At 58.2% G+C, this 23,975-nt stretch carries 26 protein-coding genes and 1 tRNA gene; 8 read left to right on the top strand and 19 right to left on the bottom strand.

The window, feature by feature from the left end:
• The first annotated feature begins 24 nt into the window (after positions 1 to 24).
• Positions 25 to 558 carry an outer membrane lipoprotein Blc gene (blc, locus tag ACJ8IN_RS10695; protein ID WP_033648715.1) on the top strand — a complete coding sequence of 178 codons (534 nt, stop codon included), beginning with the start codon at positions 25 to 27 and terminating at the stop codon, positions 556 to 558.
• Here the strand turns inward: blc and sugE are convergent.
• The 4 genes from sugE to efp all read right to left on the bottom strand — a co-directional run bounded on the left by sugE (position 552) and on the right by efp (position 2,083).
• Positions 552 to 869: a quaternary ammonium compound efflux SMR transporter SugE gene (gene sugE, locus ACJ8IN_RS10700; protein ID WP_004929669.1), complete on the bottom strand. Its 318-nt coding sequence runs from the start codon at positions 867 to 869 to the stop codon at positions 552 to 554. The two genes, blc and sugE, sit on opposite strands and share 7 nt — an antisense overlap.
• Before the next feature lie 192 nt (positions 870 to 1,061).
• A complete protein-coding gene (locus ACJ8IN_RS10705) occupies positions 1,062 to 1,193 on the bottom strand; it encodes an entericidin A/B family lipoprotein (protein ID WP_033636766.1) in 132 nt (43 codons plus the stop codon).
• A 121-nt stretch (positions 1,194 to 1,314) separates the two neighbouring features.
• Positions 1,315 to 1,446 carry an entericidin A/B family lipoprotein gene (locus tag ACJ8IN_RS10710; RefSeq protein WP_019453400.1) on the bottom strand — a complete coding sequence of 44 codons (132 nt, stop codon included), beginning with the start codon at positions 1,444 to 1,446 and terminating at the stop codon, positions 1,315 to 1,317.
• Between the two features lie 70 nt (positions 1,447 to 1,516).
• The gene (gene efp, locus ACJ8IN_RS10715) at positions 1,517 to 2,083 is read right to left on the bottom strand and encodes an elongation factor P (protein ID WP_004929666.1); all 567 of its coding nucleotides are present in this window, start codon (positions 2,081 to 2,083) and stop codon (positions 1,517 to 1,519) included.
• A gap of 42 nt (positions 2,084 to 2,125) precedes the next feature.
• Between efp and epmB the strand changes: the two genes are divergently transcribed.
• On the top strand, positions 2,126 to 3,154 hold the full coding sequence (epmB, locus tag ACJ8IN_RS10720; RefSeq protein WP_308325363.1) for an EF-P beta-lysylation protein EpmB: 1,029 nt from the start codon (positions 2,126 to 2,128) through the stop codon (positions 3,152 to 3,154).
• Between the two features lie 82 nt (positions 3,155 to 3,236).
• Here the strand turns inward: epmB and ACJ8IN_RS10725 are convergent, their stop codons facing one another.
• From ACJ8IN_RS10725 to ACJ8IN_RS10745, 5 genes are all read right to left on the bottom strand, one after another.
• On the bottom strand, positions 3,237 to 3,581 hold the full coding sequence (locus tag ACJ8IN_RS10725; RefSeq protein ID WP_025305007.1) for a DUF4156 domain-containing protein: 345 nt from the start codon (positions 3,579 to 3,581) through the stop codon (positions 3,237 to 3,239).
• A gap of 178 nt (positions 3,582 to 3,759) precedes the next feature.
• Entirely contained in the window at positions 3,760 to 5,379 is a 1,620-nt protein-coding gene (locus ACJ8IN_RS10730; protein ID WP_308325362.1) for a methyl-accepting chemotaxis protein, read from the bottom strand.
• A 225-nt stretch (positions 5,380 to 5,604) separates the two neighbouring features.
• A complete protein-coding gene (gene groL / locus ACJ8IN_RS10735) occupies positions 5,605 to 7,251 on the bottom strand; it encodes a chaperonin GroEL (RefSeq protein ID WP_004929662.1) in 1,647 nt (548 codons plus the stop codon).
• A 44-nt stretch (positions 7,252 to 7,295) separates the two neighbouring features.
• Entirely contained in the window at positions 7,296 to 7,589 is a 294-nt protein-coding gene (locus ACJ8IN_RS10740; RefSeq protein ID WP_004929661.1) for a co-chaperone GroES, read from the bottom strand.
• A 189-nt stretch (positions 7,590 to 7,778) separates the two neighbouring features.
• Positions 7,779 to 8,267, bottom strand: coding sequence for an FxsA family protein (locus ACJ8IN_RS10745; RefSeq protein ID WP_033636764.1), 489 nt, complete (start codon positions 8,265 to 8,267; stop codon positions 7,779 to 7,781).
• A gap of 369 nt (positions 8,268 to 8,636) precedes the next feature.
• On the opposite strand from ACJ8IN_RS10745, the gene aspA reads away from it, so the two are divergent.
• The 6 genes from aspA (at position 8,637) to ACJ8IN_RS10775 (ending at position 14,485) form a co-directional block, all read left to right on the top strand.
• Positions 8,637 to 10,073 (top strand): aspartate ammonia-lyase, encoded by a 1,437-nt coding sequence (gene aspA / locus ACJ8IN_RS10750; RefSeq protein ID WP_004929659.1) that lies wholly within the window; start codon positions 8,637 to 8,639, stop codon positions 10,071 to 10,073.
• Between the two features lie 125 nt (positions 10,074 to 10,198).
• Positions 10,199 to 11,500, top strand: a complete 1,302-nt coding sequence (locus ACJ8IN_RS10755; protein ID WP_041037552.1) for an anaerobic C4-dicarboxylate transporter — start codon at positions 10,199 to 10,201, stop codon at positions 11,498 to 11,500.
• Positions 11,501 to 11,610: 110 nt separating this feature from the next.
• Positions 11,611 to 11,934, top strand: a complete 324-nt coding sequence (gene cutA / locus ACJ8IN_RS10760) for a divalent cation tolerance protein CutA (RefSeq protein WP_004929657.1) — start codon at positions 11,611 to 11,613, stop codon at positions 11,932 to 11,934.
• Positions 11,910 to 13,634, top strand: coding sequence for a protein-disulfide reductase DsbD (locus ACJ8IN_RS10765; protein WP_308325361.1), 1,725 nt, complete (start codon positions 11,910 to 11,912; stop codon positions 13,632 to 13,634). Before cutA ends, ACJ8IN_RS10765 begins: the two co-directional genes overlap by 25 nt.
• Before the next feature lie 39 nt (positions 13,635 to 13,673).
• Positions 13,674 to 14,249: a division control transcriptional repressor DicD gene (gene dicD, locus ACJ8IN_RS10770; protein WP_033636761.1), complete on the top strand. Its 576-nt coding sequence runs from the start codon at positions 13,674 to 13,676 to the stop codon at positions 14,247 to 14,249.
• 160 nt (positions 14,250 to 14,409) lie between these two features.
• Positions 14,410 to 14,485 (top strand) — tRNA-Phe (locus ACJ8IN_RS10775).
• Positions 14,486 to 15,274: 789 nt separating this feature from the next.
• Here the strand turns inward: ACJ8IN_RS10775 and ACJ8IN_RS10780 are convergent.
• The 10 genes from ACJ8IN_RS10780 to ACJ8IN_RS10825 all read right to left on the bottom strand — a co-directional run bounded on the left by ACJ8IN_RS10780 (position 15,275) and on the right by ACJ8IN_RS10825 (position 23,708).
• On the bottom strand, positions 15,275 to 15,820 hold the full coding sequence (locus ACJ8IN_RS10780) for a helix-turn-helix transcriptional regulator (protein WP_047569681.1): 546 nt from the start codon (positions 15,818 to 15,820) through the stop codon (positions 15,275 to 15,277).
• A 150-nt stretch (positions 15,821 to 15,970) separates the two neighbouring features.
• Positions 15,971 to 16,513, bottom strand: coding sequence for a fimbrial protein (locus ACJ8IN_RS10785; protein ID WP_052133467.1), 543 nt, complete (start codon positions 16,511 to 16,513; stop codon positions 15,971 to 15,973).
• Between the two features lie 42 nt (positions 16,514 to 16,555).
• Positions 16,556 to 17,371: an MrpH family fimbial adhesin gene (locus ACJ8IN_RS10790; RefSeq protein WP_308325360.1), complete on the bottom strand. Its 816-nt coding sequence runs from the start codon at positions 17,369 to 17,371 to the stop codon at positions 16,556 to 16,558.
• An 82-nt stretch (positions 17,372 to 17,453) separates the two neighbouring features.
• Positions 17,454 to 17,945 carry a fimbrial protein gene (locus ACJ8IN_RS10795; protein WP_047569686.1) on the bottom strand — a complete coding sequence of 164 codons (492 nt, stop codon included), beginning with the start codon at positions 17,943 to 17,945 and terminating at the stop codon, positions 17,454 to 17,456.
• A complete protein-coding gene (locus ACJ8IN_RS10800) occupies positions 17,942 to 18,457 on the bottom strand; it encodes a fimbrial protein (RefSeq protein WP_060422748.1) in 516 nt (171 codons plus the stop codon). Before ACJ8IN_RS10800 ends, ACJ8IN_RS10795 begins: the two co-directional genes overlap by 4 nt.
• A 15-nt stretch (positions 18,458 to 18,472) precedes the next feature.
• Positions 18,473 to 19,129, bottom strand: a complete 657-nt coding sequence (locus tag ACJ8IN_RS10805; RefSeq protein ID WP_373275754.1) for a fimbrial protein — start codon at positions 19,127 to 19,129, stop codon at positions 18,473 to 18,475.
• Between the two features lie 36 nt (positions 19,130 to 19,165).
• Complete coding sequence (locus tag ACJ8IN_RS10810; protein WP_094859885.1) at positions 19,166 to 19,921, bottom strand: fimbria/pilus periplasmic chaperone; 756 nt, start codon at positions 19,919 to 19,921, stop codon at positions 19,166 to 19,168.
• A 14-nt stretch (positions 19,922 to 19,935) separates the two neighbouring features.
• A complete protein-coding gene (locus ACJ8IN_RS10815; protein WP_308325359.1) occupies positions 19,936 to 22,479 on the bottom strand; it encodes an outer membrane usher protein in 2,544 nt (847 codons plus the stop codon).
• 46 nt (positions 22,480 to 22,525) lie between these two features.
• Positions 22,526 to 23,068 carry a fimbrial protein gene (locus ACJ8IN_RS10820; protein WP_308325358.1) on the bottom strand — a complete coding sequence of 181 codons (543 nt, stop codon included), beginning with the start codon at positions 23,066 to 23,068 and terminating at the stop codon, positions 22,526 to 22,528.
• 91 nt (positions 23,069 to 23,159) lie between these two features.
• The gene (locus ACJ8IN_RS10825) at positions 23,160 to 23,708 is read right to left on the bottom strand and encodes a fimbrial protein (RefSeq protein ID WP_047569691.1); all 549 of its coding nucleotides are present in this window, start codon (positions 23,706 to 23,708) and stop codon (positions 23,160 to 23,162) included.
• Positions 23,709 to 23,975 lie beyond the last annotated feature (267 nt).

Raw genomic sequence — 23,975 nt, forward strand, 5'->3', positions numbered from 1 at the left:
GCCCCCGGTAAACAGGAGTCACCGATGCGTTTATGGTCAAAGCTTAGCGTCATGCTTTCCGCCCTGCTCTCCGTCGCTTGCAGCGTCTCCCCGCCCAAAGACATCAAGGTCGTGACCCCTTTCGACAGTCAGCGCTATCTCGGCACCTGGTACGAAATCGCGCGTCTGGATCATCGTTTTGAACGCGGTTTGCAGCGGGTGACCGCCCACTACAGCCCACGCGCCGACGGCGGGCTGAAAGTCATCAATCGCGGCTTCAATCCGCAGAAACAGCAATGGCAAGAAAGCGAAGGCAAAGCCTACTTTATCGGTTCACCGCAGGTCGCGGCGCTGAAAGTGTCGTTCTTCGGCCCCTTCTACGGCGGCTATAACGTGATAGCCCTGGATCCGGAGTATCGCTACGCGCTGGTTTGCGGCCCTAACCGCGACTATCTGTGGATCCTGTCGCGCACCCCGACGCTTGACGCCGGCGTACGCGACAGCTTATTGCAGACGGCCAAAGGCTACGGTTTCGCCACCGATGCGCTGATCTGGGTGGAGCAGCCCGCCGATCAGTGACTGCTGAACTTCAGCCCGAGGATGCCGACCACGATCAGGCACAGGCTGATGATACGCGCGATATTGGTCGACTCGCCCAACAGCACCATGCCCATGATGGCCGCGCCCACCGCGCCGATGCCGGTCCACACCGCATAAGCGGTGCCGGCGGGCAGCGTTTTCATCGCGTTGGCCAACAGCAACATGCTGACCACCATCGCGGCGATGGTGATGATGCTCGGCGTCAGCCGGGTAAAACCGTGGGTGTATTTCAGACCGATAGCCCAAACCACTTCAAGCAAACCGGCGATAAGCAGAATAATCCAGGCCATGAGACGGCCTCCCTTCCACTGGGGTCGTCCCCGATATAATGACGCGTAAACGGGTCGTCCCGTTCAGCGGGGTGAAGAACGGCGGGTAACCTCACCCGCACTGCGGCAGGATAGCAGCAGCGTTAACGCTCAGGCAAGAGGAGGAAATGCGGCGGCCCTCCGCACGCGGAACGCCGCCGGGTGGAGAACGGATTATTCCGCGCTGCGCTGAATGGCCTTGCCGCCGGCCTGAATGTCCTCACCCACGCCGCGGGTGGTATTACAGGCGGTCAACGAGGTCAAAATCATCAAAGAGAAGATCGCGATAATACTTTTCTTCAGCATAAGAAAGTCCTTATTTGTCGTTGATGAAAAAGTACGGCTTTCTAAGCTTAGTCAAAATTGGCGCAGAGAGTGGAATCGCCACCGGCTTTGTGGCGCAAATACATCGGGTTAAAGGGCGGGATCAGCTGGCCGTGCGCGAAATGGCGCCGCCGAGATGCTGCACGTCTTCGCCGAAACCGCGAAACGTATTGCAACCGCTAAGAGAGAAAAGGAACAACAGGGAGAGCACGGCCAACAACGTTTTCTTGAACATGCGGGTTTTCTGCCAACGAACGGGGATGGGATAAAACAGAGGAACCGCGGGGGTTCCTCTGCTTTGAAACTTATTTAACGCGAGAGACGTATTCGCCAGAGCGAGTGTCAACTTTGATCACTTCGCCGATCTGGACGAACAACGGCACTTTAACCACGGCGCCGGTGCTCAGGGTAGCCGGCTTGCCGCCAGTCCCTGCGGTATCGCCTTTCAGGCCAGGATCGGTATCGGTGATTTCCGCTTCGATGAAGTTCGGCGGCTGAACGGCGATTGGACGGCCATCCCACAGGGTGATGATGCACTCTGCATTATCCTGCAGCCATTTGGCCGCGTCGCCGACGGTTTTGCCGTCAACCTGATGCTGTTCGAAAGACTCAGGGTGCATGAAGTGGTAGAACTCACCGTCGCTGTACAGGTAGTTCATATTGGTGTCCATCACGTCTGCGCCTTCGCAAGAATCGGTAGACTTGAAGGTTTTTTCCACGCGGGTGCCGGTCAGCAGACGACGCATTTTCACGCGTGCAAACGCCTGGCCTTTGCCCGGCTTAACGAACTCACTGGCTTCGACGGCGTAAGGTTCGCCCTCGAACATGATTTTAAGACCCGGACGGAAATCGTTGCTAGAATAAGTCGCCATGATGGCCCTCTGAATATTTGAACTGGTAGCTTAGCCAAAAAAATGGCACACATTATAACCCAAAGTACGGCACATAGAGAAGATTGGTTGCATCAACTCGCCGATGTTATTACCGATCCAGATGAATTACTGCAGCTTTTGTCACTGAATACGCACCCGGAACTGCCGCAGGGGCGCGATGCCCGCCGGCTGTTTGCCCTGCGCGTGCCGCGCGCCTTCGCTGCGCGCATGCGCCCCGGCGATGCTAACGACCCGCTGCTGCGCCAGGTGCTGACCGCCAGAGAGGAGTTCATCAACGCCCCAGGGTTCACCACCGATCCGCTCGATGAGCAGCGCAGCGTGGTGCCGGGCCTGCTGCACAAATACCGCAATCGCGCGCTGCTGCTGGTCAAGGGCGGCTGTGCGGTCAACTGCCGTTACTGCTTCCGCCGCCACTTCCCCTATCAGGATAATCAGGGCAACAAGAACAACTGGCGGCAGGCGCTGGATTATATCCGCCAACACCCGGAACTGGACGAGATCATTTTTTCCGGCGGCGATCCGCTGATGGCCAAAGACAGCGAGCTGGAGTGGCTGGTCGGCGAGCTGGAGGCCATCCCGCACCTGAAACGCCTGCGCATTCACACCCGTCTGCCGGTGGTGATCCCGGCGCGCATCACGCCGGCGCTGTGCCGCCTGCTGTCGGCCTCGCGCCTGCAGGTGCTGATGGTCACGCACATCAACCACGCCAACGAAATTGACCGCGATCTGCAGAGCGCCATGGCGCAGCTGCGTCTCGCCGGCGTCACGCTGCTCAACCAGAGCGTGCTGCTGCGCGACGTCAACGACGATGCCGACACACTGGCGGCGCTCAGCAACGCGCTGTTCGACGCCGGTATCCTGCCTTACTACATCCACGTGCTGGACAAGGTGCAGGGCGCGGCGCACTTCATGGTCAGCGACGATGAAGCGCGCGCCATCATGCAGGCGCTGCTGAGCAAGGTGTCCGGTTATCTGGTGCCGCGCCTGACGCGCGAAGTGGGCGGCGAACCGAGCAAAACGCCGATCGATCTGCGCCTGATGCAGAAGTGACGTGCGCCAAATGCCCCAACGAAAAGAGGAATGCCGTGGCATTCCTCTTTTTTTACCTCTTTGCGGCTGCGGCCTCAGCGCCTTACGGGCACTTGTAAACCTGGCCGACCATTTTGCTGTCCAGCGGTGCGAAGCTGGAGAGCAGGTTCTGGCTCGGGCTGTTGGCGCCGTAGATCACGTTGCCGCCCATGGCCGCCGCCTTGTTGCGCAGATCGTTGGCCGCCCCGCGCATGGAGCTGCCTTCACCGCCGTTGCCGGACAGCCAGTTGCTCTGGGTGCCGGTCACTTCCCCCAGCAGCTGGCATTCCGCCGCCGGCTTGCTGTCGGTGAACTTGATCTGCTGACCCGCAGCGGTCAGTTCATGAGTGGTGCTGCAACCCGCCAGCAGCATCGCTGCCGAGAGACCCAGTAAGGCTTTAATCCGCATCTTGTTCCCCATTCGATGTTGAGAATTACGCAAAAGCTTATCAGAAAGCGATGCCATCTCTTAAGCATCCGTTGCCACGCGAGCGGGCCAACGTCTTGAGCGACAGCTGATGACTTAACAGTTTACCAGCTAAATCGCCCCCGGCGGCAAAAATATCATCAAATACAGTGCGGCGGCGTTATGCCCAACCGGCAACGGCCGCCGATGCCTGCGCTTCGTCCTGGCGCGTTTCCCCCTCCGCCAGTTGGAATACCGCCACCGCCTGCGCCAGCAGGGCCGCCTGCTCCTCCACGCCGACGGCGGTGGTCGCCACCTCCTCCACCAGCGCGGCGTTCTGCTGCGTCACCTGATCCATCTGGGTCACCGCCACTCCGACCTGCTCAATGCCCTTGCTTTGCTCTTCCGACGCGTACGAGATGTTGTCCATCAGCGACGTCACCTGGTTCACCGAGCCAACGATGGCATTCATCGTCTCGCCCGCCTGCTCGACCAGGCGCACGCCGACGGCGATATCGCCGGTTACGCCGTCGACCAAACTGCTGATCTCCTTGGCCGAGGTCGCGCAGCGCTGCGCCAGATTGCGCACCTCGCCGGCCACCACCGCAAAACCCCTGCCTTGTTCTCCGGCTCGCGCGGCCTCCACGGCGGCGTTCAGCGCCAGAATATTGGTCTGGAAGGCGATGCCGTCGATCACGCTGGTGATATCCCCCACCTGGCGCGCGCTGTCGTTGATAGCCCGCATCTTGTCGACCGCGTTGGCCATCAGCGTTTCGCCGTTGCGGGCAATGCCGGCAGTCTGATTGACCATGCCGGCGGCCTGGCTGGCGTTATCGGCGTTTTGCCGCACCGTAGCGGTGATCTGTTCCATGCTGGCGGCGGTTTCCGTCAGCGCGCTGGCCTGTTCTTCCGTACGGCTGGAAAGATCGGCGTTGCCGACGGCGATCTCGTGCGTACCGTGATTGATCGACTCCACGCCATCACGCACCTGTTGCACGGTGGCGCTCAGCTCCTGCTGCATCGTCCGCAGGCTGGCGAACAGCATGCCGATCTCATTGCTGTTGCGTACCGCGATCTCGCTGCGCAGATCGCCGCGCCCAACCTTTTGCAAGTGTTCGGCAATCTGGCGCAGCGGCAGGATCAAGCGCCGGCGGAAATCACGTTGCACGGCGACCAGCAGCAGCAGGATCGCCGCCAGGGTGCCACTCAGCAGGCGTGCAAAGACTTTTTGAGTCTGCACCGCCGCCTCCACCGCCAGACGATGAGCGGCCACCGTGGCCCGCATGTAGTCGGCAAACTGGCTATCCAGCCGCTGGCGCACCTGGTGCTTCTCAGCGGCCATGGCGTGCAGCCGCTCGATCAGCGCCGCCTGCGGCGTGTCGGCCAACAGCGTCAGCTCTTGCTTCAGCACCGCCTGCTGCGCCAGATAGACCGTTTTCATCGCCTCGCCCAGATCCGGGCGCGATACCGTCAGGCCCGGCGTCTCCCAAAACAGGTTGAACGCGACGTCGGCGCTGCGCAGCTCGTTACGTGCCTCAGTGATGCCCTTGCGGATATCGGCGGCGTCCGTCTGCGCCATGCGCTCGAACGCCATGTTGTCGATCAGCGTCTGCGTTTGCAGCAAAGCACGCCAACTGCGGTTCAGCGCCGCTTCCTCGTCGGAGAAAGTGCTCATCCTGCCGATGCTGTTGCCGTTTTGCTGCATGAAATAGAAGGCGATGGCGCCGGTTCCCATGGGCATCAAGCCCAACAGCAACAGCATCAACATCAGCCAGGTGGCTATTTTCATATTTTTCAGCATAAGTCGTCTCCGTTGACAGTCACACCGGCGAGGGAAAATTCCCCGCCCGGTAGGGGCTATATCGGTACGAAACGACAACGGTTTAGGGCAAAAGAAAAATAATGCAATAATTCATTCAGTAAACTAATAACAAGCTAAACAAACATTCTTTTTATTGATTTTTAAGATAAAAAAAACCCCGGTCGTTTGACCGGGGTTCTCAGCACACCAGCGTGTGGGGGATGATTACATCATGCCGCCCATACCGCCCATGCCGCCCATGCCGCCTGCTGCGCCCAGATCCGGTGCGTCAGCCTTCGGCAGGTCGGTGACCATGCATTCGGTGGTGATCATCAGGCCAGCCACAGAAGCCGCGTACTGCAGAGCAGAACGGGTCACTTTGGTTGGATCCAGGATACCCATCGCGATCATGTCGCCGTATTCTTCGGAGTAAGCGTTGTAGCCGTAGCTGCCTTCGCCCGCTTTCACCTGGTTGGCGATAACGGAAGCTTCTTCACCGGCGTTCACCACGATCTGACGCAGAGGGGCTTCCATTGCGCGCAGCGCAACTTTGATACCCACGTTCTGGTCTTCGTTGTCGCCTTTCAGCGCGGCGATTTTGCCTGCAACGCGGATCAGCGCTACGCCACCGCCGGCAACCACGCCTTCTTCCACTGCGGCGCGGGTCGCGTGCAGGGCGTCTTCAACGCGGGCTTTCTTCTCTTTCATTTCAACTTCAGTCGCTGCGCCAACCTTGATAACGGCAACGCCGCCGGCCAGTTTCGCTACGCGCTCCTGCAGTTTTTCACGATCGTAGTCAGAGGTCGCTTCTTCGATCTGCTGACGGATCTGAGCAACGCGGCCCTGGATGGTCGCTTCGTCGCCCACGCCATCGATGATGATGGTGGTGTCTTTGTTGATCACAACGCGTTTTGCCTGGCCCAGGTCTTCCAGGGTGGCTTTTTCCAGCTCCAGACCGATCTCTTCAGAGATAACGGTACCGGCAGTCAGGGTTGCGATGTCCTGCAGCATGGCTTTACGGCGGTCGCCGAAGCCAGGTGCCTTAACGGCAGCCACTTTCACGATGCCGCGCATGGTGTTGACCACCAGGGTCGCCAGCGCTTCGCCTTCAACGTCTTCAGCGATGATCAGCAGCGGCTTGCCTGCTTTGGCAACGGCTTCCAGCACCGGCAGCATTTCGCGGATGTTGGAGATCTTTTTGTCAGCCAGCAGGATGAACGGGCTTTCCAGCTCAACAGAACCGGTTTCCGGCTTGTTGATGAAGTATGGGGACAGGTAACCGCGGTCGAACTGCATACCTTCAACCACGTCCAGCTCGTCTTGCAGGCCGGTGCCTTCTTCAACGGTGATAACGCCTTCTTTGCCCACTTTCTCCATCGCTTCCGCGATCAGTTTACCCACGGTTTCGTCGGAGTTGGCGGAGATGGTGCCTACCTGAGCGATAGCTTTGGAATCAGAGCAAGGTACGGACAGTTTCTTCAGTTCTTCAACCGCAGCGACAACCGCTTTGTCGATGCCGCGCTTCAGATCCATCGGGTTCATGCCTGCAGCAACCGCTTTCAGGCCTTCGGTGATGATGGATTGAGCCAGTACGGTTGCAGTGGTGGTGCCGTCGCCCGCCGCGTCGTTCGCTTTGGAGGCCACTTCTTTCACCATCTGTGCGCCCATGTTCTCGAACTTGTCTTCCAGTTCGATTTCACGCGCAACGGAAACGCCGTCTTTGGTGATGGTCGGAGCGCCGAAAGATTTATCCAGCACTACGTTGCGGCCTTTCGGGCCCAGGGTCACTTTTACTGCATCAGCGAGAACATTCACGCCGCGGAGCATTTTCACGCGAGCGTCATTGCCGAATTTTACGTCTTTAGCTGCCATTGGTATTTCCCTTCAACTCGTTCAGTTCAGAAGATAAAGCGCAATTACGCTTCAACAATTGCCAGAATGTCGCTTTCGGACATGATCAACACTTCTTCATTGTCGATCTTCTCTGCTTTCACGCCGTAGCCGTCGTTGAAAATCACGATATCGCCAACTTTCACATCCAGCGGTTGGATGTTGCCGTTTTCCAGCACACGCCCTTTACCCACTGCAACCACTTCACCGCGAGTGGATTTACCCGCAGCGGAGCCAGTCAGGACGATGCCGCCAGCAGATTTTGATTCAACTTCTTTGCGCTTGACGATAACGCGGTCATGCAATGGACGAATACTCATTGAACGCTCTCCTGTAAGAAGGTCTCTATCAGATTTAGGGTTGTACACCGGATGGTTGTTATTACCGGCCTCGTGGCATTTGAGATGGGGGCGTTCCAGCCCCCTTCAAGGGGGCTAACGAAAAAAATTTCGCATTTTTGGCCGCGCGGGTGCTACAGAGAGAAAAAACGCGGCCTGAGCCGCGTTTGCTTAACGATCGTGAGGCTTGCGCTCCTCGTCCGGGCGGTGTTCCAGCACCGAGCGTTCGTCGTCCTTGCGCTGGAATTCGCCGTCGAAAGTGTTGCCGTTAGCGGCGTCACCGCCCGTCCAACCGCCGGGGCGATAAACCGACAGATGCGGCATCAGCTTCAGCGTCAGCGTTTTTTGCACCGGCGGCAGCAGCAGCAACAGGCCGAGGAAGTCGGTGAAGAAACCCGGGATCAGCAGCAGGAAGCCCGCCAGCACCAGCGAAACGCTTTTCACCATTTCCGCTGCCGGGCTTTCGCCGGCCGCCAGTTTTTGCTGCATCTGCACGAAGGTTTTCATGCCCTGATTGCGCACCAGCGAAATGCCGACGCAGGAGCTGAACACCACCAGCAGCAGGGTGACAGCCACGCCGAGCACGGCGGCGACTTTGATAAAGATGGATATTTCTATGTAAGCCAGCAGAAATATCAGCAGTAGCGGTAACCAGCGCACCTGGTTCTCCTATCGGTAGGTAAAGCGCGGCCGCCACGGGGCGACGGCGCGAAAAAAGAGGCCGTAAACGGCCGACACCATTACAATGAGGGCATCACCCCACCATTTCAACCGAGAGCCGGTTTTTATTGCTAAAGTTCACAAACGTGAAAGAAGTCACAGAACCGGAAAAGGGCATATCCTTAAACACCATAAGGTGATCTGGATTCAGTCATTTCTTACCAACCAGCATATGATCTGGGCAGCAACGGGCGATTTGGTTAATCGTTTCACGCCCCAAGCCTTCGGCAACATTAATTTAGGCTGTGCCCTTATTAGCCTTGACCTGACAAATTATTAATTCGGCAGCAACACATAGAGAAGGTTCTCATGTCAAACAACATTCGTATCGAAGAAGACCTGTTAGGAACACGTGAAGTCCCCGCAGACGCTTACTACGGAGTCCACACTCTGCGTGCGATTGAAAACTTCTACATCAGCAACAGCAAAATCAGCGATGTCCCCGAGTTCGTTCGCGGCATGGTGATGGTGAAAAAGGCCGCGGCGATGGCCAACAAAGAACTCAAAACCATCCCGCGCAAAATCGCCGACGTGATCATCCAGGCCTGCGACGAGGTGCTGGATAAAGGCAAGTGCATGGATCAGTTCCCGGTGGACGTGTTCCAGGGCGGCGCAGGCACCTCGCTGAACATGAACACCAACGAAGTGCTGGCGAACATCGGCCTGGAGCTGATGGGCCACCAAAAAGGCGAATACCAGTACCTGAACCCGAACGATCACCTCAATAAGTGTCAGTCCACCAACGACGCCTACCCGACCGGGTTCCGCATCGCGGTGTACGCCTCCAACCAGAAGCTGATCGACGCCATCAACCAGCTGCGCGAAGGCTTCGACCGCAAGGCGAAAGAGTTCGAAACCATCCTGAAAATGGGCCGCACCCAGCTGCAGGACGCGGTACCGATGACCCTCGGCCAGGAATTCCACGCCTTCAGCGTGCTGCTGAACGAAGAGACCCGCAACCTGCACCGCACCGCGGAGCTGCTGCTGGAAGTGAACCTGGGCGCCACCGCCATCGGCACCGCGCTCAACACCCCGGAAGGCTACCAGCCGCTGGCGGTGCAAAAACTGGCGGAAGTCAGCGGCCTGCCGGTGGTGCCGGCGGAAGACCTGATCGAGGCCACCTCCGACTGTGGCGCCTACGTGATGGTGCACAGCGCGCTCAAACGCCTGGCGGTGAAACTGTCCAAAATCTGCAACGACCTGCGCCTGCTCTCCTCCGGCCCGCGCGCCGGCCTGAACGAAATCAACCTGCCTGAGCTGCAGGCGGGGTCGTCCATCATGCCGGCCAAAGTGAACCCGGTAGTGCCGGAAGTGGTCAATCAGGTGTGTTTCAAGGTGATTGGCAACGACACTTGCGTTACCATGGCGGCCGAAGCGGGCCAGCTGCAGCTGAACGTGATGGAGCCGGTGATCGGCCAGGCGATGTTCGAGTCGATCCATATCCTGACCAACGCCTGCTACAACCTGCTGGAAAAATGCATTAACGGCATCACCGCGAATAAAGAAGTCTGCGAACACTACGTCTTCAACTCGATCGGTATCGTCACCTATCTGAACCCGTTCATCGGCCACCATAACGGTGACATCGTCGGGAAGATCTGCGCCGAAACCGGCAAGAGCGTGCGTGAAGTGGTGCTGGAACGCGGCCTGCTGACCGAAGCCGAGCTGGATGACATCTTCTCCGTGGAGAACCTGATGCACCCGGCCTATAAAGCCAAACGCTATACGGATGAAAATGAACAATAACAGACCTACCCGGTAGCCCTGAAAGGCACGCTAAATCCTCTGGATAGCGTGCCTTTTTACTTTTAGGCGCCCACAAAATTTTAACGTTTGATTTTCAATTTCTCTCATTTTAAGGAGTAAACACTATGCTAGCCGTAGAATTGGTTATCGTTCTGCTGGCCATCTTTTTAGGGGCCAGGTTGGGCGGTATCGGTATCGGGTTCGCGGGGGGATTGGGCGTTCTGGTTCTGGCGCTGATCGGCGTCAAGCCGGGCAGCATTCCCTTCGACGTGATTTCCATCATCATGGCGGTGATCGCGGCGATCTCCGCCATGCAGGTCGCCGGGGGGATGGATTACCTGGTGCAGCAGACCGAAAAGCTGCTGCGCAAGAACCCCAAGCACATCACCATTCTCGCCCCTATCGTCACCTACTTCCTGACCATCTTCGCCGGCACCGGCAACATCTCGCTCTCGGCGCTGCCGGTGATCGCCGAAGTGGCGAAAGAACAGGGCATCAAGCCTTGCCGGCCGCTGTCGACCGCCGTGGTGTCCGCCCAGATCGCCATCACCGCCTCACCGATCTCCGCCGCGGTGGTGTATATGTCTTCGGTGATGGAAGGCCACGGCGTCAGCTACCTGCACCTGCTGATGGTGGTGATCCCGTCCACCTTCTGCGCCGTGCTGGTGATGTCGCTGCTGGTGACTTGGCTGTTCGACTCCAAGCTGTCTAACGACCCGGTGTACCTGAAACGCCTGGAAGAAGGCCTGATCACCCTGCGCGGCAACAACGCGCTGGAGATCAAACCGCGCGCCAAAGCCTCGGTGCTGCTGTTCCTGCTGGGCGTGCTGTGCGTAGTGGCTTACGCCATCATCAACAGCCCGGGTCTTGGCCTGGTGGCCAAGCCGCTGATGAACACCACCAACGCCATCCTGATCATCATGCTGAGCGTCGCCACGCTGACCACCCTGCTGTGCCGCGTCGACACCGACATGGTGCTGAACTCCAGCACCTTCAAGGCCGGCATGAGCGCCTGTATCTGTATCCTCGGCGTCGCCTGGCTGGGCGATACCTTCGTGCAGGCCAACATCGACTGGATCAAAGAGACGGCCGGCAGCGTCATTCAGGCGCACCCGTGGCTGCTGGCGGTGATCTTCTTCTTCTGCTCGGCGCTGCTGTACTCGCAGGCCGCTACCGCCAAGGCGCTGATGCCGATGGCGCTGGCGCTGAACGTGTCGCCGCTGACCGCCGTCGCCTCCTTCGCCGCCGTCTCCGGCCTGTTCATCCTGCCGACCTACCCGACGCTGGTCGCCGCGGTGCAGATGGACGATACCGGCACCACGCGCATCGGCCGCTTCGTGTTCAACCACCCGTTCTTCATTCCCGGCACCATGGGCGTGATTTTCGCCGTGGTATTCGGCTTCCTGCTCGGCAGCATCATGCTGTAACGCTTCGACCGGGGCTGCGGCCCCGGTTTTCCTTCTGGCGATAAACTCGCCTTCTAGCCAATCCGCCTTCAGGGTATAGTTGCCCATTCGAACCGATGAGAGGGCTGAAGATGTCTGATTGCGAAGCTGTCGTCATACTCTGTACCGCACCCGATGAAGCCAGCGCCCAGGAACTGGCGGCGCGGGTCCTGGGCGATAAGCTGGCGGCCTGCGCCACGCTGCTGCCCGGCGCCACCTCGCTGTATTACTGGGAAGGGAAACTGGAACAGGAATACGAAGTGCAGATGCTGTTCAAAAGCGATCGCCGCCGTCAGCAGGCCCTGCTCGACACCCTGAAACAACATCACCCTTACCAGACGCCCGAGCTGCTGGTGCTGCCGGTGATGGCCGGAGATAAAGACTACCTGTTATGGATCAACGCTTCCTTAAACTGATTTTGCTGCTGTGCAGCCTGTTCTTTCTGCCGCAGGCAGCGCAGGCTTCGCTGTTCGCGCCGAAGGGCGGCAGCCAGTTCGTGCCTGTCGATCAGGCCTTCGCCTTCGATTTCAAACAGCAAGGCAGCCAGGTGACGCTGAACTGGCAGATCCGCCCCGGCTACTACCTGTATCGCCAGCAGATCAAACTGGTGCCGCAGCAGGCGACGCTCGGCGCCTTTACCCTGCCCGAAGGGTTAAGCCACAAGGACGAGTTCTTCGGCGAAGTGGCGATTTTCAAACAGCAGCTGAATCTGCAGGTGCCGCTGCAACAGGCGGCGGCCAACGCCAGCCTCAGCGTCACCTATCAGGGCTGCGCCGAGGCAGGCTTCTGCTATCCGCCGGAAACCCGCATCATCCCGCTGGACGCGGTCAGTGCCAGCGATGTCGCCCCGCTCCCGGCGGCTGCCCCTGCGCCAACCGAACAGCCCACTACGCCGGCCAGCCTGCCGTTCTCGCCGCTGTGGGCATTGCTGATCGGCATCGGCATCGCCTTCACCCCGTGCGTGCTGCCGATGTACCCGCTGATCTCCGGCATCATCCTCGGCCGCGACCGGCCGCAAAGCAGCGGCCGCATTCTGGCGCTGGCGGTGGTTTACGTGCAGGGCATGGCGCTCACCTACACCCTGCTGGGGCTGGTGGTGGCCGCCGCCGGCCTGCAGTTCCAGGCGGCGCTGCAGCACCCTTACGTGCTGATCGGCCTGTCGGTGCTGTTTATCGCGCTGGCGCTGTCGATGTTCGGCCTCTATTCCCTGCAGCTGCCCTCGGCGCTGCAAACCCGGCTGGCGAACTGGAGCAACACCCAGCGCGGCGGCTCGCTGACCGGCGTGTTCCTGATGGGCGCCCTGGCCGGGCTGATTTGCTCGCCCTGCACCACCGCGCCGCTCAGCGCCATCCTGCTGTATATCGCCCAGAGCGGTAACCTGTGGGCCGGCGGCGGCACGCTGTACCTGTACGCGCTGGGGATGGGCATTCCGCTGGTGATCGTCACCCTGTTCGGCAACCGCCTGCTGCCGCGCAGCGGCCCGTGGATGCAGTACGTGAAAGAGGCCTTCGGCTTCGTCATCCTGGCGCTGCCGGTGTTCCTGCTGGAGCGGGTGATCGGCGATCTGTGGGGCATGCGCCTGTGGAGCCTGCTCGGCCTGGCGTTCTTCGGCTGGGCCTTCGCTCTGAGCCTGAGAAGCGCGCGCGGTTGGGCGCGCGCCCTGCAGCTTCTGCTGCTGGCGGCGGCGGTGATCGCCGCGCGGCCGCTGCAGGACTGGGCCTTTGGTGCCGATCAGGCGCAGCAGGCGGCTCAACAACACTTGGCCTTTGCCCGCATCAACAACGTCGAGCAGCTCGATCTGGCGCTGCAACAGGCGCGCGGCAAGCCGGTGATGCTGGATCTGTACGCCGACTGGTGCGTGGCCTGTAAAGAGTTCGAGAAATACACCTTCAGCGATGCGGCGGTGCAGGCGAGCCTGGCCAACGCGGTGCTGCTGCAGGCGGACGTCACCGCCAACGGCGCGGAACAGGCGGCGCTGCTGAAACATTTGCAGGTACTGGGGTTACCCACGATCCTGTTCTTCGATCCGGCGGGCCAGGAGCTGACGGCCGAGCGGGTCACCGGTTTTATGAAGGCAGAAGCCTTCAACGCGCATTTGCAGAAAGTGATGCGATAACTGACACTGAAGATCGGAAGCGAATGGGAGGAAGCACAAGTGCAACGTGAACACGTCCTTGATACCGCGCTGGGCCTGTTGGAACAACAGGGCCTGGCGACCGCCACATTAGAGATGCTGGCGGAAAAACTCGACGTTCAGCCCGGCGATCTCAAACGGTTCTGGCCGGATCGCGAAGCGCTGCTGTACGACTGCCTGCGCTACCACGGCCAACAGATCGACACCTGGCGCCGCCAGCTGCTGCTGGATGAAAACCTGAGCCCGCAGCAAAAACTGCTGGCGCGCTATGACGTGCTGGCGGAATACGTGCAGCACGACCGCTATCCCGGCTGCCTGTTTATCGCCGCCTGCAGCTTTTTCCCGGAAACGGATCATCCGATCCACCAGCTGGCGGAGCAGCAAAAGCTGACCTCGCTGGAGCTGACCCGCGAACTGCTGCGCGAAATGGACGCCGACGACGCCGACATGGTGGCGCAGCAAATGGAATTGATTCAGGAAGGCTGCCTGAGCAAACTGCTGGTAAAACGCCAGCTCCAGGACGTATCGGTCGCCAAACGGCTGGCGGAAGACATCTTGCAGGTGGCGCAGTGCCGCCGCAACGGGGCGCTAAGCTAGGCGAGCCGCGCTTGCGGCGCCGTCAGCCCAAGGAGATAGCCTGAACAGGCGCAATTTTTGCGCCCTTTGCCTGAAAAGCCAGCAACCGGACGCATTTTAACGCCTTTCATGCATAAAGCCGTTGACGGCCATCGGCCAATACGGTTTAATGCTGCCCGTTGCCCGGATAGCTCAGTCGGTAGAGCAGGGGATTGAAAATCCCCGTGTCCTTGGTTCGATTCCGAGTCCGGGCACCATATTTAAAGAACCCGCCCAAAAGGCGGGTTTTTGCTTTTCAGGGCCAGGACTCTCCATCGAACTGCGTTCGATTATTCGGCCAAAGGCCTCACCCTGCGGGCCAGCGCTAAAGCGCTGTTCAACGCGGCGCCAGCGCCGGTTGTCCGAGTCCGGTCGCCCTATTTAGAGAACCCGCCCAAAAGGCGGGTTTCATTATTCTGAGCTGAGTATCACCTGACAGAGCAAACCTAGTCCCACCACCGCCAGACTCTCCTGCCGGTCATATGTTCCTGAATAGTTAGCCGTCTTTTCTTCATGCGCTTTGCATGCTGAAAAAATGAATAAAGACTCAAAAAAAAAAGAAATACTGCCAGAAACAACCAATCCACATGACCTCCCTGTGCTACCCGGCACAGAAGCGCGACATAACAGTGGCGCCCCTCTATCGGTATCAGCGTGGTATTATTTCCCTAAGTTATCAATAGTGTTAAATTAACAGCCCTGGTCGACAAAGGACGAAAAAAAGCAGGGCCATCCCTGCTCGTTGGGTAACACGCATTGGCAAAAAACTCCCCGCCTCTCACAACAAAAACCGGCGAGACAACAGAGATAACTAAACTCCCTTGATTCACCGATTTATTTTACCGGCGCGTGCCTGAGGCATGGGGGCGCCTGAGCGTAATTAATTACGTTCAACTAATAAACTTTAAAAAAATATCAGCAGTATTTATTAATTAATGCCTCGATACGCTAGACTTTACCCACCATAATTTAACAAAACACAGGAAATAGAAAATCCCTCGTTGAGGTTAAGATAATTCTCCTTCATGCGACAAAAGCCAATACAGCAACTCATGATTACGACAGAGCATTAACTTTCCCATGACAGAACGCTTATGGCTATGCACCGTTTTAACGCTCACGCCCATAATTTTGGCCACCTGCGACTGATCAAACCCGAGCCGCATATAGCCCATCACCTGTCGCTCACGCGCGGTCAACGCGCGGCGTTCATTCACTGGATATTGAACGCCGGACAAGGTTTCAGTCAGCAACTCAAAAAGACGGCGCTGATCGTCTGAGCGGTAGAGCACGCGGTGTACTTCATCAACGAGTTTAACCGGCCGTTCCTTAATCGTAACAACCGGTGCCGCCGACGCCCCGTATCTCATCCGGCGCCAGCGCTGGGCCCGGCGCCGTACTGAAGTCAGCACGATATCGGGGCGTACCAAACTCCCCGGCGTTAAAAAACACACCGACTTCTTGTTGACCTGCGCATATTCCGTAATGCTGTGGCGCAAACCCGCGGAGAAATAGCGGTTTTCGTCATCTATAATAATGTTGACGGAGTTCATTACTACCTCCTGATGAAATAAATTAAGCTGATTAATAAAAAAAACCAAAAATCTGATTACGAATAACCAGAACCGTCATTAAAGCCCGCAGTTTCATTAGTGATATCGTTGCGTAAGAAAAAGATACTGCTCGTGACTAAATAAATCGCTCTATTCATACTCCAAAGCGAAAGTAGCAACGGAAGAAAAAACACCGAGACCGATGCTTTTCTGTGCGATCGCCGCCGGCTCACCCTGGATATACACCTGCAGTTGCAGACTGTTGCTGCCGTTGGCCAGCGCATATCCTTGGCTGGGCTTATTCAGCGCCACCGGCGAGCCCGCCATCGTCTCGATGCCCAGCGCAATGCCGAGAGGGCTGCCGCCATCCGGCAACAACAACCCCGGCAACGCGGCGCTTTCAGCACCGGTAAAGGTGACCTTCACCGTTTTCCCCAGGCTGAGATCGCAATCCTGCAGCACCAGATTGAACGCCTTCCCCGGTGTGCGTCCATAGGTATACAGGTACTTATCGATCACCGAACCGAAGTCCAGACGGATGTCCTCATCGCCCGGCCGCAGCGTGCAAGGTTCCGCCACCAATGCACCATGAAAATACATATTGTCGGCCGCCAATGCGCTACCGCTCGCGCCCGCCAACAGCAGCCCCATGCAGATAGACCACCAATGTGCCGCTCTGGTTATCCCTAACATTGCTTTCTCCTTACCGTTCTCGTTTGCCGTTACCGACCGGCATTACATAATGTCGATCACCGCCACCGCTGAACCGGAAAAATCCCCCGGCGTCAGCGTTCCCGATGGAATCAACAGCGAAGAGAACGTTACAGCAGCCCCCCTCGTTCCCGGTACTTCCAGCGTTATCCCGCCATTACCGGCGGTACCATTCACGCTCAGCAAAGATTTCAGGCTGCCGTCGGCACGCAGATTCACCATATAGCTGTCGCTGCCAACGCTGCTCAGGGCTCGCACCTTCACTTTGGCGTCCCCAGTGCAGTAAACATAGGCAGTGCTCTCGGCTCGATTGCCGGCCACTTCACTATCGGTAATTGAGCCATGACGCAAATAAATGTTGCCGTCCATGTAACATGAGACCTGTGGTTTTGGGGGTTCCGGCGGATTAATGCTACCATCACAAGTGGAACCCAAATAATATCCCCTCTCGCTATTATCGCCTCTTAACATAGCGACCATGTAGCAAATATTACTTGCATTAACAACCGGCATACTCCCAGAAACAGGAAGATCTTTATTAAGGCTATAGACAATATCACTCATCGGCAATGAAACCCCATACACTTTGATTTTATACTTCCACGGATAACCCAAATTTGCAGAGTAGGTCATTGCAATGGTACAAGGTGACATTATGCTGCACGTCATTCTATAATCATCACCAAAATAATAAGCTTGCCTTATCGTAAAGTTCATCAATTCATTACTTTCATCGTACTGCCAGTCAATCAGCATATTTAGCTTGGCATACGTAGAAGCCGAATACCCCCCACCAACTAGAAAAAAACAAAATAAAAAACCCCAAAATTTATAATTCATGATAAATCCTATTCGGAACTTAATATCTTTCAAATGATATGAATACTAAGTTATCAACATAGAGACTCAACTCTCCTACTGCCTACTGATAGTCTGCTAATAACGTAGCCTGGGCGCTGAATGCCTGAGGTTTAAGGGCGCCCCCCGGCCGTTTGACCGGCACAGCCTGCAGCCTCGGGGGATTAGCGGAATCGATAGCCACACGTTTGTTCAGCACAAACGGATTGCCCGCCAGCAGCAGCCGGATGGCCAACTCCGGCACATTGGTCGGCACAGCGGCGGCGTCAAACCCGCTGGCGGCGGCCACCAGCGTTAACCCCAGCGTTTGCCCGCTGCCGCCAGGCTCGCAGTCGATGCGATAGTTGACGTTTTGCAGGTAACGTTGCCCGTCGATCTGGCTAATACCAAGCTGTTCGCCAAAATCGACGTCGATGCGCTGGCCGTTGTTGATCACACAAGGTGGTGGGGCATTCAACGTGCCGCTGAACGCCATCGCCGCCTCACCCGCCAACGCGTTGCCCTGCTGGATCCACAGGGCCACTACACAGACCAAAAGGCCAAATTTGCGCTTCATAGATATTCCACCATCAACGTCGCCGCCGCGCTAAACCCGCCGGTGGCCAATGTGCCACCGCTGACCGGCACCGCTTGCAATACCGGCTTATTGGGATAAGTGAAGGCCAGCCAGGAACCGATCGGCAACGGATTACCGTTGGCGCGCAGCGAAATGGCCAAATTGGCCTTACTCGTCTGGATCGCGCTGTTGTTGAAGGCAGCCGTCGCGCCCATCACCTTCATCTTCATCACGCTTTGACCGGCGTTTTTACACTCCAGCGTGTAATCAATGGTGCGCAGGTAGTTCACACCGTTCACTTTGGTGGTGATCAAATCGTTGCCGAACGCCACGCGTATCGTTTGATTGTCGTTGACCACGCACTGGGGTCTGGCGTTGATCGAGCCAGAGATGACGATCGGTGCGGTCGCCGTCAGCCCTGCCGCCGGAATGGATGCCAGGGCAACGGCCAGCAGCGCCCATTTCCCGTTACATCCTGTTCTTTTCGGTAACGATTGCCGCGTTGCGCACATGCCTTATTCCTCCCTTCAGTCGTAACTCAGAGCAAAATCCACCACCGCCCGATACGTGCCGGCCCTCAGCGACGCCACGGTGCGCTCAGGCATAACGCTATAACTCAGTACGTTGCTGCCCGGCGTTAGCCACAACGGCGCGCCGCGGCTGCCCAGCCGTACGTCGCGGCCATGCGCATCCAGCAGGCGCAGCCCCATACCGCTGACGCCCTGAACCTTTACAAGCTGCGCATTATCGGCGTCGGCCGGGGCATTAAAAGCCACCCGCATCGCCGGCTGGTCATGCGCCCAGAGTCGCGCCCCGGTGCGTTCATCCCGGCTCACCGCCGGGCCGCGCAGGCAGTCGTGCAGCCGCAGCTCGAACGCCACCGGCGTGCCGCGCGCGCCCATAACAGCCAACTTACCGGTCGCTACCTCGCCCAGGCTGATATCCTGCCGCGCGCTGTCCATCTCTAGCCGGCAAGCGCTCTCGGTCAGCGCCCCGCTGATATACAGCACGCCGTTGGCGCCATCCACATCCCAGTTGTCAACGGCGTTGGCCGCCGGCAGCAGCCACAGCAGCGCCGTCAGACTAAGCGGCGCCATCAGCACCAGCCCCCCCAAGGCGGCGTAATAGCGCAGTTCACTCAATGCATAAGCCCACTCACGCGCTTTGACGTTTTTCATTGCCATTTTTTCCTCCTCAGGCACCCAGCGCTGTGTATTGCATTAAGACGCTTTCTTCTCCGGCGTCACCGTGCAGGCGCTGCCGCTGCAGTTAAAGCTCAACTGCGGCCGGCCGCCGTAGTCGTTGATGTAGGTCAACACCGGGCTACCGCCTACGCTGAAGGCGCTCACCGTCAACGGTATCTGCCCCTTCGGCGGCACCATAAACGGCTCGAACCCTTTGGCGCCTTCCACGCCTTTGCGCGTCGCGGCATCAACGATAGTGACGTAGTACGGCGTCGGGTTATTGACGATGTATTTGTCCCCCTGTTTGGTCAGCGTCAGCTGCTCCTGCCACGGTGCCGCGTTGCGCTCTGGGGCGATCGCCGCCGGGCGATAGAACAGCTTGATGCGCGTCTGCAGCGCAATCTGCAGCGAGTTCGGCTTGTTGCTCTTCGGCGGGATCTCCCGCAGGTTGAAGTAGTACAGCGTTTCCCTGTCCTGCGGCAGCATCTTCGCCGCCGGCAAAGCCTGGATCTTCACCTGGCTCGGCTTGCCCGGCTCGATGCGCTGCACCGGCGGCAATACCGTCAGCGGGCTCTGGATCTTGTTGCCCTGCTCATCCTCCAGCCAGCCCTGCGCCAGGTACGGCAGTTGCTTGTTCTGGTTGCTGACGCTCAGGCTCACCGACTGCACGCTGCCGTCGAAGATCACCCGGGTGCGATCCAGCGCGATGGCAGCATTCGCAGCAGGGGCCAGCGCCCCGGCCAGCAGAGCTGTGGTGGCCAGCAGGCCGATAACGTTACGGTTGTTCATCATCAAAACTCCTAAATTCAGTGTTCGTTGTCGCCGTCGCCCGCGCTCAGCGCCCGGCACGGCAGCAGTAAAGTATTCATCAGCATCTCCGGCGGCAGCGGCGTCGGCATCTGCACTTCGCACTGCGCCGCGCCTCCCCAATGCACCGTCATACGCTCGCCGGCGTTGATGCCGCTGAGGTAGACGCTGCCGCCGTCGTTGACGATGCCGGTCTCCTGTTTGCGGGCGTTCAACACCGTGGCGCCGAACGGCGGTTCGCTGCCGTCCGCCAGCTTGATCACCGCCATCGCCTTTTCCCCGGCGATCACCGCGAACTTGCGGTAGCCGATGGCGCCCTCGGTCAGCGTTGCCTGCACCACCGACTTCGTGGCCTCGGCGTTGTCCCCCAGCTTGTCCAGATCGATACTGGCCTTGTTGCGGTAGTAGCTGTTGACATCCGTCACCACCGCCTTGCCCCAGCGATTGGTGGCCACTGCGCTGCCGTAGCCGCGCACCGGCACCCCGGCCACCCCCTCGGTATCCAGTAACAGGCGGGTGCCCCCCGCCATACTGCTGCGGTGCAGCGCACCGCCTTCGGCGGTCAGCGTCATACCGCCCTGCGCCGAGAGGCCGACCGCGCTGTATCGGTCTTGCTGGTAGCTGGCGTTGGCGGTCATGCGCGCCAGATCGCCGTCACGGGTGTAATAACCGCTCAGGCTGGCGCCGCTGCGCGAACCGCCGGCGCTGAACTGATAGTTGCTGCGCTCGTCGAGGCGGTCGTAATAGCCCACCCGGTGACTGTTGTCGTCACGGTTGACCGTGGTGTTGTAGCTCAACGTGGCGCCGTTGCCCCACGGCACCGACAGCGACAGATAGGCGCCGTCGTCATTGAGCTCGTTATAGCGGTTGCGGTACGCCGACAGCGACAGGCTCAAGTTTTTCATGCTGCCCAGATCGAAATAGCGCGACAGCGTCAGGCTGTAACGATCATTGGCCGGCCGGTCCCAGTAGGTCTGGTGGCTGTAGTTGAGATAGGCGCTCAACCCCAGGTCACGCAGCTGCTGGTTGTAGGTGATGGTGTACATCTCCTTGCTGTTGCCGAACCGCCGGCCGTACTCGCGAGCATCGAGAAACTCGCTCATGCTCATAAAGTTCTGCTCCGAGAAGCGGTAGCCGGCAAAAGTCACCTGGCTGTCCAGCTCGTCGAAGGTCTTCGAATAGCTGAGGCGGTACGAGCCGCCGCTCAGCGTTTCTCCGTCGTACGGCAGTGTGGCGCGCGACTGGGTGACGTCGAACGACAGCGCCCCCAGCAGCATCAGATCGCGGCCGATACCCAACGCCAGCGCGTTATAATCGCCGCCCAGCAATGCGCCGCCGTACAACGACCAGCCGTTGCTCACCCCCCAGGAAAACTCGCCGGTGCCGAACAACGGCCCGCGATATCGGTGGTCGAAATCGGACGGTTTACCCGCCGCCAGCTTGTAGCGTAGCGAACCGGGGCGCGTCAGGTACGGGATGCTGGCGGTGCTCATTTTGAACGCCTGCACGCTGCCGTCCTGCTCTTCCACCTTCACGTCCAAATCGCCGGACACCGCGTCGTTCAGATCCTGAATGCGGAACGGCCCCGCCGCTACCTGGGTCTCATACAGCACCCGCCCCTGCTGGCTGATGGTCACTTTGGCGTTGCTCTTCGCCACCCCCACCACCTCCGGCGCGTAGCCGCGCAGGTTGGGCGGCAGCATGGTGTCGTCGGAGCGCAGGCTCATCCCGCCAAAGCGGAAGCTGTCGAACAGGCCGGAATCGAGATAATCCTCGCCGACGGTAAGCTTCGAGCGCAGCGCCGGCAGCGCCCGATAAGCATAGTAGCGGCTCCAGTCCAACCGCTTCTCCGTCGGTTGCCCGGAGCCGGTCTGGTGGTGCACGTTCGCCTGCCAGTCGGCGCGCAGCCGCCAGGCACCGAGGTTGGCACCTGCGGTGCCGTTGCCGCTCAGGCCGTAGCTTTGCCCACCATATTGCAGCTGGCGCTGGGTTTGGGCGTTGAGATTGTAATCCAGCAGTACGCCCGGTATTCCCTCGTCCCAACGTGCCGGCGGATCCCAGTCCTCCGACACATAGTCCAGATAGGCCTGCGGGATGCTGAGGTACAACGCCGACGTCGCCAGATCGCCACGCGCCTCCATGCCTGGCAGGCTGGCTTCGTCTAGACACTCGCCCTGATGCCACCAGCGCAGTTTGTCGCGCATCTCATCCCTAAGGCCGAGCTGCTCCACCAACACCGGTGCCAGGCAGGCGCGGCTGCCGTTCGGATCGTCATCCGGCGCGTAAAACGGCACCGGCTGCTCCGGCAGATCGCTCTTGTTTAGGCGTACCACCATGCTGTAGCTGCCGGGCATAATGAAGCCACCGCGCGCAAACTGGCTGAGATCGATATTTTTGCGGTCGTTCACGTCCAGCACGTCGGTGTTGAACTGGATCTCTTCCGCCTGCGCCGCAGGCATTCCGCCGGCGAACCCCAACGCCAGCGCCACACTGACGCTCAGAATATGAAAACGAAATGGCTTCCCTGCAGGCAAAAACATCATGTTCCAGACCTTTTATTTATCAGATTCCCTGTGGGTAACGGTCGTCTCAGTAATAATCCATTTTGAAACGCACCGAAGAAAAATAACTCCCTGCTTTAAGCGGCTGATTATTCTCAATTAGCATCAGGGTAAAATTCAGCTGGTAATTTCCGGGAATAATCTCCATTGGAGGTAATGGCCTGCCCGGCCGGGCAATATTCCCATTGGCATCGGTAATTCTTAACGCCACGCCAGAGATATCGCCGTGGATACCGAATGCCTCGCCATCAGCATGGCCGTCAAAGGTAATTTGAAACTGTTTCCAGTCCGGCTGTTTTTTATCGGCGCGTTCAAGCGTGCAGTTAACCAGCTCAATGCTGAATGGAACGCTTTTGCCATGCACGCCGCGTGTAATGTCCACCAACGCCGTATTTTTCATGTCGATAATTTGTTCCCGGCTTTCCGTGGCGATGGCGCAAGCGGTATCGACAATAGCGCCTTGCATATTGACGCGCCCTTCGCCTTGCGAAGCAGAAATAGCCTGCGAAACAAAACAAAACGACACCAACAATAGGCAAAGCGCCCTTGTTTTTCTTATTCGACAATTCATTTAATTTTCCCGTGAAATAACGATTCCCTGTAAATGGCATGCGGGTTACCCCGCATGCCCGATAATCACACGTATTTCGTCGGGTAACGACTTACTGGTAAGCCAGGGTAAAGTCGGCAACGGACTGGAATTCACCCGGGACGATTGTGGCAGTCGACGCGGCTGCGCCCTGCAGGTAAGCGGCGAAGCTCAGGGTGTTGGCGCCGTTCTGCAGTTCACGCGCTTTAGATGGTTTCCCCAGCTCGATGGTAGCGCCGGCGCCGTCGGTGATGGCAATGCCTGCACCTTTAGCAGTACCGGTAATGCCCAGCAGTTTGGCATCAACGTCTGAAGCGGAGCCACTGAAGGTCAACGCTACGGTGTTGTTCTTGCCTGGATCCTTGGAGGTCAGCTCACAGTTTTCCAGTTTGATCTGGAAGTTGCGCGGGGTGGATTTACCGCCGCTTTTCAGCGCCACGTTGGAAATAGCGCCCAGTTCGACGGTCTGATCCAGAGACTCAGGGGCGATCGAGCAAGGTGCATCAATGATGGAACCGCTGAAGGTCACTTTACCGTGGCCCTGGTCTTTAACAGCGGCGTTTGCCACAGTAGAAACACCAAATGCCATAACGGCAGCCAGCATGATTTTATTCAGTTTCATATAAATCCCTTACATTCCTTAGTAAGCAGTGGAGTAAATTAAGTCCATAAGTCACCGGGGCAATGTGGCAGTATTTTCTATGCGTTGCCTCGGTGGCTAATACGCTGCGTTTGGCGCCCCGTATCAGTGGGAACAAATTTACATCCCTTACCCATAAAATGAAATGTTATGTCTAAAAAGTACAAAAACACAGTTTTAAAACCTAATAAATACACATTAGATAGATTTTTTTAATTAAAAATAGCTTTTAATTATCGATATTTATTT

This window comes from Serratia sp. CY31944 (assembly GCF_052169175.1).
Classification (GTDB): Bacteria; Pseudomonadota; Gammaproteobacteria; order Enterobacterales; family Enterobacteriaceae; genus Serratia; species Serratia sarumanii.